Source organism: Kineosporia sp. A_224 (genome assembly GCF_002198655.1).
Lineage (GTDB): Bacteria > Actinomycetota > Actinomycetes > Actinomycetales > Kineosporiaceae > R-H-3.
This window is the reverse complement of record NZ_MWLN01000099.1, coordinates 1-13,231: the sequence shown is the minus strand read 5'-3', so window position 1 is coordinate 13,231 and position 13,231 is coordinate 1. Positions and strand designations below refer to the sequence as shown.

At 75.2% G+C, this 13,231-nt stretch carries 15 protein-coding genes; 8 read left to right on the top strand and 7 right to left on the bottom strand.

Annotation, left to right across the window (positions count from 1 at the left end):
- Window positions 1-4: 4 nt before the first annotated feature.
- Together EDJALFJO_RS07945 and EDJALFJO_RS07940 are read right to left on the bottom strand one after the other, a co-directional pair.
- On the bottom strand, window positions 5-664 hold the full coding sequence (locus EDJALFJO_RS07945) for a hypothetical protein (protein WP_088283938.1): 660 nt from the start codon (window positions 662-664) through the stop codon (window positions 5-7).
- 32 nt (window positions 665-696) lie between these two features.
- Window positions 697-1,521, bottom strand: a complete 825-nt coding sequence (locus tag EDJALFJO_RS07940; RefSeq protein WP_088283936.1) for an alpha/beta fold hydrolase — start codon at window positions 1,519-1,521, stop codon at window positions 697-699.
- A 248-nt stretch (window positions 1,522-1,769) separates the two neighbouring features.
- Between EDJALFJO_RS07940 and EDJALFJO_RS07935 the strand changes: the two genes are divergently transcribed.
- Together EDJALFJO_RS07935 and EDJALFJO_RS07930 are read left to right on the top strand one after the other, a co-directional pair.
- On the top strand, window positions 1,770-2,024 hold the full coding sequence (locus EDJALFJO_RS07935; protein WP_143448373.1) for a hypothetical protein: 255 nt from the start codon (window positions 1,770-1,772) through the stop codon (window positions 2,022-2,024).
- A 142-nt stretch (window positions 2,025-2,166) separates the two neighbouring features.
- The gene (locus EDJALFJO_RS07930) at window positions 2,167-2,631 is read left to right on the top strand and encodes a hypothetical protein (RefSeq protein ID WP_088283932.1); all 465 of its coding nucleotides are present in this window, start codon (window positions 2,167-2,169) and stop codon (window positions 2,629-2,631) included.
- 66 nt (window positions 2,632-2,697) lie between these two features.
- On the opposite strand, the gene EDJALFJO_RS07925 is transcribed toward EDJALFJO_RS07930, so the two are convergent.
- The gene (locus EDJALFJO_RS07925) at window positions 2,698-3,660 is read right to left on the bottom strand and encodes a YafY family protein (RefSeq protein WP_088283930.1); all 963 of its coding nucleotides are present in this window, start codon (window positions 3,658-3,660) and stop codon (window positions 2,698-2,700) included.
- Window positions 3,661-3,715: 55 nt separating this feature from the next.
- Here EDJALFJO_RS07925 and EDJALFJO_RS07920 point away from each other — a divergent pair, with 55 nt between their 5' ends.
- Complete coding sequence (locus EDJALFJO_RS07920; RefSeq protein WP_233149748.1) at window positions 3,716-4,291, top strand: DUF664 domain-containing protein; 576 nt, start codon at window positions 3,716-3,718, stop codon at window positions 4,289-4,291.
- Complete coding sequence (locus EDJALFJO_RS07915; protein WP_088283928.1) at window positions 4,288-4,941, top strand: GNAT family N-acetyltransferase; 654 nt, start codon at window positions 4,288-4,290, stop codon at window positions 4,939-4,941. The genes EDJALFJO_RS07920 and EDJALFJO_RS07915 overlap by 4 nt, the downstream gene beginning before the upstream one ends.
- Before the next feature lie 6 nt (window positions 4,942-4,947).
- Here EDJALFJO_RS07915 and EDJALFJO_RS07910 read toward each other — a convergent pair whose 3' ends face one another.
- Window positions 4,948-5,586 carry a response regulator transcription factor gene (locus tag EDJALFJO_RS07910; protein ID WP_088283926.1) on the bottom strand — a complete coding sequence of 213 codons (639 nt, stop codon included), beginning with the start codon at window positions 5,584-5,586 and terminating at the stop codon, window positions 4,948-4,950.
- Between the two features lie 158 nt (window positions 5,587-5,744).
- Here EDJALFJO_RS07910 and EDJALFJO_RS07905 point away from each other — a divergent pair, with 158 nt between their 5' ends.
- The 3 genes from EDJALFJO_RS07905 to EDJALFJO_RS07895 are packed head-to-tail and all read left to right on the top strand — an operon-like array spanning window position 5,745 to window position 10,342.
- Window positions 5,745-7,487, top strand: a complete 1,743-nt coding sequence (locus EDJALFJO_RS07905) for a S8 family peptidase (RefSeq protein WP_158220335.1) — start codon at window positions 5,745-5,747, stop codon at window positions 7,485-7,487.
- Window positions 7,488-9,011 (top strand): HAMP domain-containing sensor histidine kinase, encoded by a 1,524-nt coding sequence (locus tag EDJALFJO_RS07900; protein WP_088283922.1) that lies wholly within the window; start codon window positions 7,488-7,490, stop codon window positions 9,009-9,011. It begins immediately after the preceding gene.
- Window positions 9,008-10,342, top strand: coding sequence for a sensor histidine kinase (locus tag EDJALFJO_RS07895; RefSeq protein ID WP_088283920.1), 1,335 nt, complete (start codon window positions 9,008-9,010; stop codon window positions 10,340-10,342). Before EDJALFJO_RS07900 ends, EDJALFJO_RS07895 begins: the two co-directional genes overlap by 4 nt.
- 101 nt (window positions 10,343-10,443) lie before the next feature.
- Here EDJALFJO_RS07895 and EDJALFJO_RS07890 read toward each other — a convergent pair whose 3' ends face one another.
- The 3 genes from EDJALFJO_RS07890 to EDJALFJO_RS07880 form a co-directional block, all read right to left on the bottom strand.
- Entirely contained in the window at window positions 10,444-11,094 is a 651-nt protein-coding gene (locus EDJALFJO_RS07890; protein WP_088283918.1) for a hypothetical protein, read from the bottom strand.
- A 44-nt stretch (window positions 11,095-11,138) separates the two neighbouring features.
- Window positions 11,139-11,435: a DUF1905 domain-containing protein gene (locus EDJALFJO_RS07885; RefSeq protein WP_088283916.1), complete on the bottom strand. Its 297-nt coding sequence runs from the start codon at window positions 11,433-11,435 to the stop codon at window positions 11,139-11,141.
- Window positions 11,436-11,498: 63 nt separating this feature from the next.
- Window positions 11,499-12,602, bottom strand: coding sequence for a MerR family transcriptional regulator (locus EDJALFJO_RS07880; RefSeq protein ID WP_198950107.1), 1,104 nt, complete (start codon window positions 12,600-12,602; stop codon window positions 11,499-11,501).
- Window positions 12,603-12,890: 288 nt separating this feature from the next.
- Here EDJALFJO_RS07880 and EDJALFJO_RS07875 point away from each other — a divergent pair.
- Window positions 12,891-13,231: endo-1,4-beta-xylanase (locus tag EDJALFJO_RS07875; RefSeq protein ID WP_143448372.1), on the top strand; the 341-nt coding region annotated here is incomplete at its 3' end.

The following is a 13,231-nucleotide window of genomic DNA, read 5'->3' as shown; positions in this document are numbered from 1 at the left end:
CGGATCAGCCGAATCCCGCGCGGCGCAGCCGGTGCGCGACCTCGACACCGAGGCCGACGAGCTGGTCGAGGGCCGGCGCCGAGCACCACCACTCGCTCGCGGTGACCTCGAGGCCGGTCTGGGTGAGCCACACCCGGTCGATGCCGGCGGGGCGCTCGTCACCGGGCCCCCACCAGGCGACCGGCCACGTGCCGAACAGCGGTGCGAGGCCGGCGTCCAGGACGCCGGACGGGTCGAGGACCGACCAGCCGGCGCCGAGGACGCTCTCCGGAGCCTGGTCGTCGGTCGGTGCCGTCGACGCCCCGCCGGGCGGGGCCTGCGCGCCGCGACGGTGCCGGAGCAGCCCGCCGACCGCGAGCATCCCCGCGGCGAACGCGGCCCCGAGGAGGCCGCCCTCGAGGTCGCCGAACGACGTCCCGCCGGGGTTCGACCGGCCGACGACGAGCTGGCGGCGGTCGTCGTCCCCGGCCTTCAGGTCCGTCGTCCGCCAGACGATCCGCGGCCCGGCCTCGCCCGACGCCGGGGTCAGCGTGACGACCCAGCGGAGGCCGTCCCCGCCGCCGTGGAGCCGCCAGTCCGAGCCGGCGCCGCCGTCCACCCGGCCGCCGCGGTGCGCCGCGACCTGCGTGATGAAGCCGCTCTCGTGCCAGCGGTACGTCGCCATGCGGGTGATCCTCGCAGGCCCGCAACGGCTGGTCAGGCCGTGAGGAAGTCCGCGACGAGCCGGCCGAACGCCTCGGCGTGCTCGATCTGGGTCCAGTGCCCGCAGCGGCCGAACAGGTGCACCTGGCTGTCGTCGATCCACGCGTGCAGGGTCAGCGACGTGCTCGGCGGGATGACCTTGTCGTCGCGGCCGTGGACGAGCAGCGTCGGGTGCGGGACGGCCCGGACGTCGGCCTCGGGGTGCGCCATCGCGTCGACCCAGCGCTGCCGCGGGGCAGGGAACATCGCGGCGAACTTCTCCTGGACGCCGGGGCGGATGCTCGCCTCGTAGCGCATCCGGACGAGGTCGTCGGTGACGAGTGCCGGGTCGTACGCGAACGTCTCGCGCATGAGGGTGCTCATCGTCTCGACCGACGGCTCGTAGCCCCAGACGGCGTCGAGCCCGGCGGTGAGCTCGAAGGGCACCCCGACGCTGCCCATGAGGACGATCCGGTCGACCCGCTCGGGGTGCGCGATCGCGAGCGCCAGGGCCATCGAGCCGCCGAACGAGTTGCCGACGACCGAGACCCTCCCGACCCCGACCGCGTCGAGGAACGCGACGATCTGCTCGAGCCACGCCTGCCGGGTGTACTCGACGTCCTCGGGCACCTCGGTGAACCCGAAGCCCGCGAGGTCCGGCGCGAGGATCCGGAACCGCGGCGCCAGGTGCGCGATCGTCAGCCGCCAGTTCGCGAACGCGCTGACCCCCGGGCCCGAGCCGTGCAGCAGCAGGAGCGGCGGGCCGTCGCCGACGTCGTGGTAGTTCGTCCGCAGCCTCCCGGTCACGACGGACCGGCCGATCTCTGGGTTCGGCTGCATGGCGTTCCTCTCGCGCAGGGGTGCACCGGCGGCCCCAGTCTCGGGGCGCGCCGGACGGCGGTCGGCGACCGTTCCGCCCCGCCGAACCCGGACGTCGGCCGGCCGGTCACCGGACCGCCGCGAACCCGTCGCCCGCAGGGCCCCTCGAAGCGCAGGGGCACGCGTACTCTGGAGGTAGCGCTGCACGGCGTCCGGGGCTCCCAACCGTGGGCCCGACCTGCCGGTGGCGCGACGAGAGGTGGTCCCACGTGGATCCCGTGGTAGCACCCGGCCAGAGGCACCAGTACCTGACGACCTCCCAGTACCAGCTCGACGAGCGGCAGCTCCTGCTGCGCGGCGGCACCCGGGACGGCCTGCGCTGGCACGCGACCGTGGCCGTCGGCCAGCGCGTGTTCTGCGGTGAGGGCGAGTGGGCCGTGGACGGCCTGTACGTCGTCACGGCCGAGGAGGTCGACGACGTGGACGGCGTCCATCGCAACGTGGCGGTCCCCGCCTTCGCCTAGCGCGGCCCCGGGCACCGCACCCACCACGACCACGACCTCGACCACGACCGTCGCCGGCACCCGTCGGGTGCGACCGGCCGACGTCCCCTGCGGCACGGCCGCAGCTCGCACGACTCGCGCACGTCAGCAGACGAGGCACCCCGTGAACATCACCCCGCTCGACAGCTCCCCTGATGCCCTCTTCACCATGACCGGCGGTGTCGGCGCCGACGAGGTCCCGGCCCTGCGCCGCGCCCTCGTGAGCGCCGTCGAGCGCATGCCGTCGCCGGTGATCGTCGACGCCCGCGGCGTCACCGCGTTCCCCGACGCCGCCATGGAGGCGCTCGTCGTCGCCCGCTCGCGGGCCAAGTTCCTCCGCAAGGTCCTCGTCGTCGTCGACGGCGAGCCGGGCGGCGACGGTGGCATCGTGCACGCGGCGCTCGTCCGCACCGGCCTGGTGTTCCGGATCCCGGTCTTCGCCGACGAGGAGACGGCGCGCGCCGTCCTCGCCGCCGAGGTGAGCCGCCGCGAGCACCTCAGCCTCGCCGCCCCGCGCGCCGAGGCCGACGGCCACCACGAGTCGGCCGAGCTCAACCTCGCGAACCCGCACCGGCGGGTCGTTGCCTGACGGTGTGATCCGCGGTCGTCGACCGGATCCCGGGTCCGCACCCCGGACCGGGTCGACGACCCGGGATCACGGGGCGGCGGCCGCGGCGAGCAGGCGCAGCCCGATCTGGCGGGCGGCCCGGGCCACCTCGGCGCCGCGCACCACGTGGAACGGCACCGGCAGCACCGCGAGCTGCTCGGCGTACCAGACCGGGTTGCTCGTGCTGCCGACGAGGCGCGTCGTGCCCTCGTCGCCCGGTTCGAGCCGGCCGAGCGTCGGGGGCAGCCGGCCGACGACGTCGGCGAACGCCGCGTCGATGACGACCTCGACCTCGTACTCCCACCCGGAGGCCAGGTTCTCCTCGAGCAGGCGTACCGGGTCGAGGTCCGCAGGCGGAACGAACGACCGTTCCAGCACCTCGACGGCGCGCACCCGGTCGACCCGGTAGGCCCGGACGGCGTCCGAGGCGTGCGCGTGGCACAGCAGGTACCAGCGGCCGTGCCGGACGACGACGGCCCACGGGTCGGCGTCCGTCGACCACTGGGTGCCGGCGCCCGACCGGTAGGTGATCCGGACGACGCGCTGCTCCTCGCACGCCTGGACGAGGGTGCCCGTCGTCGCGGCGTCCGGCCGGACCGCCGCCCGGTCGGGGGCAGCGGCGGTGATCCGCCGGACCGCCTCGGCCTGGGCGGCGACCGGCCCGGGCATCGCCCGCATGAGCTTCCCCAGCGCGCTGCCCACCGGGTCGGTGGGGTCGCCCGCGTCGTGGTGCCCGTCGAGCACCGCCATGACGATGCCGAGCGCCTCGCCGGCGGTGAAGAGCAGCGGCGGCAGCCGGACCCCGCGACCGACCCGGTAGCCGCCGTAGCGCCCCCGCGAGGCGTCGATCGGGATGCCCGCCTCGCGCAGGATCCCGACGTAGCGGCGGGGGGCCCGGTCGGAGACGCCCAGCTTCTCCGCGAGCCGGTCCGCGGTGATGCCCGGGGTGTTCTGGATGAGCTCGAGAGCCAGCAGTGCCCGTGATGTCGGGTTCGCGGCCTCAGATTCCATGGTCCGAGCCTAATCCGGAACCATACCGTCCGGTATCCCTTCTAGCGTCGGACCCGTGACAGAGACCACGGGCACGTCCCCGAACAGCCTGAGCACGACGATCCACGAGCCGGACATGGCGGCCGACGAGGTCGAGATGATCCTGTTCGCCCTCGAGCGCTCCCGGGCCCAGTTCGCCTGGAAGGCCGGCGGCCTCGACGCCGCGGGCCTGGCCCGTTCGTGCCCGCCGTCCACCCTGACCCTCGGCGGCCTGCTCAAGCACCTGGCCCTCGTCGAGGACCTCTCCCGGCACCGGATCACCGGGGAGTCGCCCGGGCAGCCCTGGGACAGCCTCGACCGGGACGCCCTCGGCCCGCAGTGGCCGTTCACGTCGGCCGCCGACGACTCCCCGGAAGACCTGTACGCGCTGTGGCAGGGTGCCACCGAGCGGATGAGCGCGGTGCTCGCGACCGTGCTCGCCGACGGCGGCCTGGACCGGCCGCTGTCCTGGACGTCGGCCGACGGCCGGACGCCGAACGTGCGCCGGCTGCTCACCGACCTGCACGACGAGTACGCCCGGCACGTCGGCCACGCGGACCTGCTCCGCGAGGCGGTCGACGGGCTCGTCGGAGAGGACCCGCCCCAGCCGTGACGCCCCCCGACACCGGGCCCGTCGACGACGACCGGCTCCGCGTCGTCCCCGCGAACGAGGCCTCCTGGGACGACCTCGACGCGATCTTCGGGACGACGGACGCCGGCCACTGCCGCTGCCAGCGCTTCAAGGTGCGCGGCTGGATGTGGCGCGACACGACGCTGCCCGAGCGCCGGGACGCGCAGCGCGACCAGACCGGCTGCGACGACCCGGACGCGCCGTCGACGAGCGGCCTCGTCGCCTACCTCGACGACGAGCCGGTCGGGTGGGTCGCCGTCGAGCCGCGGACGGCGTACCCGAACCTGCTCGGCCGCCGCACGGTCTGGGCCGGCCGTCAGGAGGACAAGGACGACGACGGCGTCTGGGCGGTGACGTGCTTCGTCGTCCGCAAGGGCTACCGCGGCCGCGGCCTCACCTACCCGCTCGCCCGGGCGGCGCTCGAGCACGCCCGGGCCTGCGGTGCCCGGGCCGTCGAGGGGTACGGCATCCTCACGCCGCCCGGCAGGGAGATCACCTGGGGCGAGGTGCACGTCGGTGCGGTCCAGGTCTTCGAGGAGGCCGGGTTCGCGGCGGTGAGCCGGCCCAGCGTGCGGCGCGTCGTCCTGCGGGCGGAGCCCGACGGCGCGGGCGGGGCCCCACCGGAGGACTGACCGGCGTCAGGCCCGGAAGCCGTTCTTGCTCACGAAGAGCGCGGCCTGGGTGCGGTCGGACGCACCGATCTGGCGGTAGATGTCGGTGAGGTAGGTCTTCACCGTCGCCTCGGTGATGCCCAGCCGGACGGCGATCGCCCGGTTCGTCATGCCGGTCCCGAGCAGCTCGAGCACCTCGCGCTCGCGCGGCGTCAGCGAGGCGCCGGGCTTCTCGACGCGGTCCTGGTCGATGAACGACCGCGCGGCCCGGGGGTCGATCGGGGACTCGCCGCGGGCGACGGAGCGGATCGCCCGGACCAGCTCGTCGGGCTGGGCGTCCTTGAGGCAGTAGCCGAGCGCGCCGGCCTCGATCGCCGACCGCACCCGGTCGCCGTCCGAGAAGCTCGTGAGCACGAGCACGCGGGCCCCGGGGTCGGCCTCGACGATCCGCCGGGTGGCCTCGATGCCGTCGACGTTCGGCATGACGAGGTCCATGAGGATGACGTCCGGTGCGAGCGCCGCCGCAGCGTCCACGCCCTCGGCGCCGTCCGCCGCCTCACCGACCACCTCGACGCCCTCGTAGCCCGACAGCAGCCGGGTCAGGCCCTTGCGCACGACCGCGTGGTCGTCGCAGAGCAGGAGCCGGACCGTGCCGTCGGACGTCATGCGCGCCAGTCTCCCGGTCCGGGGCCGCGGGGGACAGGGCCGACGGGACGTCGATGCCCCCCGCGCAGGTCGTAGGACTGATGTCCAAGGGCGCCACCCACCCCTCGCGTGCAAACCTGCGAGGTCAGGCCAGGAACAAGACCCCCCGAGGAGCCAGGATGACGGCGAACGTCGCTGGCCGGAGCACCGTTCGACCGTTGCTGCGCAGGAGCGCGGCCGCGCTCTCGTGCGCCGGTCTCGTCATGACGGGCTCCGCGCTGTCCGCGTCCGCGGCCACCGGCACCTCGGGCAGCACCGACCTCGGCCCGTCGTCGGAGTCCCGCGTGCTCGTCGTCGAGAAGAACCCGGCCTCCTACGCCGCCGAGAACCTCGTCATCTCGCTCGGCGGCCGGGTCAAGAAGCAGCTGCCCGCGCAGGGCGGCTTCGAGGCCCGGCTGCCCGCCGGCACGCTGATCCCCGTGCGGCAGTCCCCGCTCGTGCTCCGCACCGAGCGGCTCGAGCAGGACCCGGTCACCGGCGTCAGCGCCTGCCCGGCGACCGACCCCTCGTGCTTCGACGCGCTCCCCGAGACGGAGATCTGGCAGCAGGCCATCGGCCTGGACCAGGTGCCGAACAAGAACCGCGGCGGCGGTGTCACCGTCGCCGTCCTCGACACCGGGGTCACGCCGTCCGCGGACCTGGGCGAGCGGCTCGTCGCCCGGGTCGACCTCACCGCCGAGCACGACGGCCTCGACCACTTCGGCCACGGCACGCACATGATCGGCCTCGTCGCCGGTGACGGTGCGCTGTCCCTCGAGCGGTACAGCGGCGCGGCCGAGCAGGCCGACGTCGTGTCGGTCAAGGTCGCCGGCTGGGACGGCGCGACCGACGTCTCGACGATCGTCGCCGGTCTGCACTGGGTCGTCGCGCACCGCGACACGTACGGGATCCGCGTCGTCAACCTCTCCTTCGGCACCGACGCGGCCGGGCCGACGGGCTCCGACCCGCTGGCCGCCGCCGTCGAGCAGGCCTGGCGGGCCGGGATCGTCGTCGTCATGTCGGCGGGCAACGCCGGCGCGGCGTCTTCGATCACCAAGCCCGGTGACGACCCGTTCGCCATCACCGTCGGCGCGGCCGACATCGCGGGCACGGCGCAGCCGGCGGACGACGTCGTCGCGGCCTTCTCCAGCCGCGGCCCGACGGCGGACGGTGCGGACAAGCCCGACCTGCTCGCCCCCGGCGTCGCCCTCGTGGGCCTGCGCGCCCCCGGCAGCACCATCGACACCTTCCGCCCCGCGGCCCGGGTCGGCGTCGACTACTTCCGCGGCGCGGGCACCTCGCAGGCGTCGGCGATCGTCGCCGGCGTCGTCGCCCGGATGGTCGCCGCGAACCCGGCGCTCACCCCGGACCAGGTCAAGGGCGTCCTGCTCGCGACCACCGACCGGACCCTCGCCGGTGCGGCTGGCGGCGGTGCGGGCCTCGTCGACGCCGCGCAGGCCGTCGCGCTCGCGACGTCCGCAGGGCCGCTCCCCGCGGCGAACGCCGCAGCGGTGGCCTCGACCGGGACCGGCCCGCTCCAGGCCACCCGGGGCACCCACCCGGTGTACGCCGACGTCGACGGGGACGGCGTCCCGACGCTGCTCACCGGCGAGGTCGACGCGCTCGGCACCCCGTGGACGGCGGCCGCGGTGACGACGCCGTGGAGCCCCGCGACCTGGGCCGCGAGCCCGTGGTCGGCAGCGACCGCGGAGATCGCCGGCTCCGCCCCGGCCCCGGCCTGGACCGGCGGCCGGGTCCCGCAGCTCACCTGGGAGCCCGACTACTACGGCGCCCCCGGCTGGCTCGAGGCCGGCTGGGACGGCCGATACTGGGGCGGTCGCTACTGGGGCGGTCGCTACTGGGGCACGGGGATGTGGCAGTAGGTGACCGAACCCTCCGCCCCGACGACCGGGATCCCGCCCGCCGCACGCGTCTTCATCGCCGCGGTGTCGGTGCTCGGCGTGCTCGCGGTCGCCCTCGCGGTGAGCCGTGCCGGTGACCTGACGTCCGGGGACCTCCTCGCCCTCGTCGTGGTCGCCGCGGCGGTCGTCGTCGCCGACCGGTTCACGTTCCAGCTCCCGCACGGCGACGAGACCGAGCACGTCATGCTCTCCGACGCCGTGTGGACGACGGCGCTGCTGCTCACCGTGCCGGGCGTGCCGACGCTCGGTGCCGTGCTCGGCACCGCCGCCTGGCAGGTGGCCGCGCGGTGGCCGCTGCGCAAGATCGCCTTCAACGTCGGGCAGGTCGCCGTCGCGCTCACCGTCGCGGAGGCCGTCTTCGGCCTGGGCGGCTCGGGGCGCGACCCGCTCGACCCGGTGACGTGGGCGATCGCCGCGGCGGCGATGGCGCTGGCGTCGGTCCTCAACGTCGGGCTCGTCGCGGTCGTCATCTCGCTCGTCCAGGCCGAACCGCTGCGCGGCGTCCTCTTCGGGCCGTGGCGGCTGACGAACATCCAGTGGGTCGGCAACGTCTCGGTCGGGCTGCTCGCCGCAGTGCTGTGGAACGTCAGCCCTTACGGCGTCGTCCTGCTCGCGCTGCCGATCGTGCTGCTCTCCCTCGCCTACCGGGACTGGGTGCGCAGCACCATCGAGGCGAACCAGATGGAGCAGATGATGAAGGGGGCCGAGGCGATCGCGCGCGAGCGCGCCTTCGAGGCCAGGCTCCCCGTCGGCGAGGGCGGCGGCCGGCTGCCGGAGCTCGCCGTCGCGCTCAACCACATGCTCGACCAGCTCGAGCTCGCGCTCCACCGGCAGCGCCAGCTCATGGCCGACGTCGCCGGCCGGCTGCGCCGCCCGATCGGGGCGATCTCGAGCGCCGTCGACCGCCGCCAGCAGAACGGCGCCGGCCACAACGGCGCCGCCCCTGCCCCCGGGATCAGCGAGGAGACCCGCGCCGACCTGCGCCTCGTGAGCCGGATCCTCGACGACATGGCCGACATCGGGCGCTCCCAGACGCCCGGCTACGTCGACCGCAAGGAGGTCCCGCTCGCCGAGCTCGTCGCGAACGTCGCGACGAAGGCCGAGCCGTTCCTCGGCGAGCGGCTGCACGCCGCCGCGCCGGCGACCGCGACCGTCGCCGCGCTCGACCAGGACCGGATGGAGGAGGCGCTGCTGCGCCTGCTCCAGAACACCGCCGACCACGGCTCCGGGGCGCGCCCGGTGAACTTCCGCGCCGTCGAGGAGGACCGGTCGATCCTCTTCGAGGTCGTCGACGAGGGCGGCGGGGTCCCGGCCGGCCACGAGGAGATCATCTTCGAGCCCTTCTACCGGGCGGACGCGCGCCGCGACGGCGGCGGCCTCGGGCTCGCACTCGTGCGGACCGTCGCCGAGGCGCACGGCGGTTCGGCGGGGATCGTCAACCGGCCCGGCGCGGGTGTCACCTTCTGGGTGCGGGTCCCGCGATGAGGCTGCCCGGCTTCGTCGGGGGCCGGCCCACCGGACGTGCCCTGGCCGCCGTCCAGTTCGTCATCTCGGCCTCCGCCCTCCTGCTCGTCGTCACGACGGCCGGCCTGTTCGTCCTCCAGCGGGTCGCCCGCGAGGAGGCGCTGCGCGACGCGACCGAGCTGACCCGGGTCGTCACGGACGTCGCGATCCGGCCGCACGTGAGCCGGGCGCTGCTCGACGGCGACCCGGTCGCGCTCGCCGGCCTGGAGGCGGCCGAGGGCGCCGTTCTCGGGGACGTCATCGTCCGGATCAAGCTGTGGGCGCCCGACGGGCGGATCGTCTGGTCCGACGAGAACCGGCTCATCGGGACGGCGCCCGGGGCGTCGTCCGACATCGTCGAGGTCGCGCGTACGGGCGTCGCGGACGCCGAGTTCGCCGACCCGACCGCCGGCGAGCACGCGTTCGAGCAGGGCCAGGGCGAACTCCTCGAGGTGTACGTGCCGGTCGTCGCCGCGGACGGCACCCGGCTCGTCGCCGAGACCTACCAGACGAGCGGCCGGGTCGCGGCGGCCACGCACGCCATCTGGTGGTCCTACCTGCCGGTCATGCTCATCGCCCTGCTCGCGCTCGCGCTCGCCCAGCTGCCGCTGGCGCTGTGGTGGGGCCGCCGGTCCCGGGCCGAGGCCGAGGAGCGCGTCGAGCTGCTCGCCCGCGCCGAGCTCGCCCGGCAGGACGAGCGGAGCCGGATCGCGTCCGACCTCCACGACACCGTCGTCCAGGACCTCGCCGGGATGGCTTTCGACCTCGCCGCGACCGCCAGCAGCGTGCACCGCCGCTCGACGGAGGAGCTCGCGACGACGCTGCGCGAGGGCGCGGAGACCTCGCGGTCGAGCATCGCCCAGCTGCGGGCCATGCTCATCAAGCTGCACCCCGGGGACGCGCCGCCGATCGACCTCGCCCGCGAGCTGCCCGAGCTCGCGGCCGACCTCAAGGGCCGCGGGGTCCGGGTGGACGTCGACATCGACCCGGTGTCGCTGGACCACGAGCTCAGGGCGCTGCTGTTCCGCGCGGCGCAGGAGGGGATCCGCAACGTCGCCCGGCACGCCGCGGCGACCCGCGCGACGATCTCGCTCACCGCCCGGGACGGCGTCGCGACGCTGCTCATCGAGGACGACGGCCAGGGCATGTCCTCGCGCGACCTGGTCAAGCAGCGGGCCGCCGGGCACGTCGGCCTCACGCTGCTCGCGGACCGGGTCCGGGCGCAGCAGGGCGAGCTGACCATCTCCTCCGAGCCCGGCCGCGGCACCCGGCTCGTCGTCTGGCTGCCGCTCGAGGCCCGCAAGGCCGGCTGAGGTCAGGGCCGCGCAACGCCGGCAGTTACTAGCGCGTATGACCCAGCAACTGGGTCATACGCGCTAGTAACTCGGGGTCCAGTGGCCCGATGGTCGTCCGATCAGCGCCGCGCCGCGGCGCTCTCGGCGAGGACCCGCCGGGCGAGGGCGGCGGCGTCGAGCAGGGCCTGCCAGCGCGCGGCGCCCTTGCGCGGCCCCGCGGTGACCCGCCACAGCGCGCAGCGGCCGTCGAGGGTGTCGAGCCGCGCGCCGCCGCGGTCGGTACCGAGCAGCGCGGCGAGCTCCGGCAGGCCCGGGTGCGCGGCGAGGGCGGCCGCGGCGTCCGCGCAGTCCCGGCGGACCGTGAGCCGGAACCCGGGCGCGGCCACCGGCACCCTCGTCGAGCCGTGCGACCCGAACCGGTCACCGAGGCGGTGGTTCTGCACCCCGCCCCCGTGCACCGAGAGCTCGACGTGCGGCAGCACCGCGGCCGTCGTCGGGTCGTCCCAGGCGACCATGTCGTACGACGGGGTGTCGGACTCGTCGCGGAACACCGTGAGGTGCGAGGCGAGCATGCCGTCCGGTGAGGCGGCGGCCCAGTACTCGCAGGGCGTCGGGCGCGTGCCGGCGAGGCCCTCGACGTCGAACCTGGCGAGCGTGGGCGGCTGCAGCCCGGCGACCGTCGGCGGACCGACCTGCACCCAGCCGCGTTCGGCGGCGGCCGCGAGCATGGCGGCGGGCGCGCTCGGTTCGCGCCACCGGGAGAAGACCACGGCCGGAGGCTACCGGGGGAGCGGCTGTCCGCTGCAGGTCAGCCCTACGGCTGCGCCAGCCCCGGCACCGGCTTGCCGTCGAGCCGCTCGAGGAGCCGGACGACGACCTCGGCACCGGCCTCCTTGCCGATCGCCTTCCGCAGCGGCGCGGCGACGGGCAGCTTGTGCCGCCCGTCGCCGAGCGCCATGAAGGAGCTGCGGAAGGGCTCGCCGTCGACGGTGCCGGAGACCTTGACGAGCCCGCGGGTGCCGAAGAACTCCGCCGAGCCCGGCATGACGACGTACGTGTGGCCGCCGGGGGCGGCGGACTTCTCCAGGGTGGCGCGGAAGGTGTGGTCCATCCGGGTGGGACCCGGCGCCGGGCGCGGACTCATCGCACCATGGTCCACCACGCCGTCACGCGGTCAGCCGTCGTGCCGCACCGGCATGAGGATGCTCAGGGCGCCCGGCCGGCCGGGGCTCGTCAGCGCGAGCGGCGTGTGCGCGTCGTCGACGCCGAGGACGAGCTGGTCGCCGTCGAGGGCCTCGACCGCCTCGATGAGGAACTCGCGGTTCACCGCGACGCCGTGGGCGGCATCGTCGGGGGCGAGCCACACGAGCCCGTCGCCGGACACCTGGAAGGCGCACGTCTCGAACGTCGCCCCGTCGTCGCGGCGGCGGGTCGTCGTGCGGGCGGCGCGGGCACCGTCGCGGACCGCAGTCGCGTCGAGCGTCACGACGGTCGTGCGGCCGGGCCGGACGAGGCGCTCCCACTGCGGGTACGGCGCGCCGAGGACGGCGGTCGTCAGCGTGCGGCCGGCGACGGTGACGGCGACGTCGGGGCCGAGGAGGACGTGGGCGTCGGCCGCGCCCGCCGGGCAGGCAGCGACGACGGCGTCCGCGAACGCGGCGGGCACGAGCGCCGAACCGTCGGCCGGGCCGGCCTGCGCGCCGTCCGGCCGGACCACCGGCACCGTCGTCACGGCGAGCCGGTAGCGGTCGGTCGCGACGACCCGCAGGGTCGCGCCCGCCACGTCGAGGAGGACGCCCGTGATCGCGGGGAGCGCCGGGTCGGTGCCGGCGGCGAACCGGACGCCGCGCAGGGCGGTGGCGAGGTCGGCGGCGGGCAGGGTGAGGGTCAGGTCGTTCGGGCTGGTCTGGCTGGTCATCGGGGTCTCCTGGTCGTCGAGGTCGTCCCGGAGCTGCTCCAGGACGGCGGAGAGCTCGCGCCGGGCCAGGTCGAGGCCGGTCTCGAGCCGGTGCAGGTGCGCACCGAGCACGGCGCCGACGACGGCCCGGTCGTGCGGGTGCGCGAGCACCCGGCCGACGTCGGCCAGCGGCAGCCCGACCCGGCGCAGCCGGGCGACGAGCCGCCCGACGGCGACCTGCTCGTCCGCGTACCGCCGGTACCCGGACCACGGGTCCACGTGCGCCGGGGCGAGCAGCCCCTCGCGGTCGTAGAACCGCAGCGCGCCCACCGACAACCCGGTCGCCCGGGCCATCTCGCCGATCCCGTACGTGCTCTCCACCCGACCGACCCTCGTGTCTCGACCTGGTCGAGAGTCAACCGCGGACCGCCGACAGGTCCCGACCCCCACGGACAAAAAGGTCGCCATAGGACTCAGTCACAACATCGATAACGTTATCGATAACGATTGACATAGCTGCTTTCCGGCGAAACACTCCTATCGCTCACGGATCGCCGGCCCGCGGACGTGCGCAGCGCCCGGTCCGTCGCCACCGACAGGCGGCCGGTCGCGCGTCGGCGCCGGCAGTGGCGCCGCCGTCCCCCTTCGACGAGGCAGGGAGCAGTTCTCATGACGACGACTGAGTTGAACGGGCACGCGGTGCGTGCCACCCGCAGGCGGCGCACCAGGACCGTCACGGCCGGGGCGGTGGCCACGCTCGCGGCCGCCACCCTCCTGGCCGTGCAGCTGCCCGCCAGCGCCGCGACCACCCTCGGGGCCTCCGCGGCGCAGACAGGCCGGTACTTCGGGACGGCCATCGCGGCGAGCAAGCTCAACGACGGCACGTACACCTCGATCGCGAACCGTGAGTTCACCATGATCACGGCCGAGAACGAGATGAAGACGGACGCCACCGAGCCGAACCAGAACCAGTTCACCTACACCAACGGTGACCGGGTCCTGAACTGGGC

What these genes read in the sequence shown, in the direction of transcription:
- EDJALFJO_RS07925 (WP_088283930.1), bottom strand. Translation starts at nt 3,660, where the DNA reads ATGGAATCTGAGGCCGCGAACCCGACATCACGGGCACTGCTGGCTCTC.
- EDJALFJO_RS07905 (WP_158220335.1), top strand. Translation starts at nt 5,745, where the DNA reads ATGACGGCGAACGTCGCTGGCCGGAGCACCGTTCGACCGTTGCTGCGC.
- EDJALFJO_RS07945 (WP_088283938.1), bottom strand. Translation starts at nt 664, where the DNA reads ATGGCGACGTACCGCTGGCACGAGAGCGGCTTCATCACGCAGGTCGCG.
- EDJALFJO_RS07910 (WP_088283926.1), bottom strand. Translation starts at nt 5,586, where the DNA reads ATGACGTCCGACGGCACGGTCCGGCTCCTGCTCTGCGACGACCACGCG.
- EDJALFJO_RS07940 (WP_088283936.1), bottom strand. Translation starts at nt 1,521, where the DNA reads ATGCAGCCGAACCCAGAGATCGGCCGGTCCGTCGTGACCGGGAGGCTG.
- EDJALFJO_RS07895 (WP_088283920.1), top strand. Translation starts at nt 9,008, where the DNA reads ATGAGGCTGCCCGGCTTCGTCGGGGGCCGGCCCACCGGACGTGCCCTG.
- EDJALFJO_RS07885 (WP_088283916.1), bottom strand. Translation starts at nt 11,435, where the DNA reads ATGGACCACACCTTCCGCGCCACCCTGGAGAAGTCCGCCGCCCCCGGC.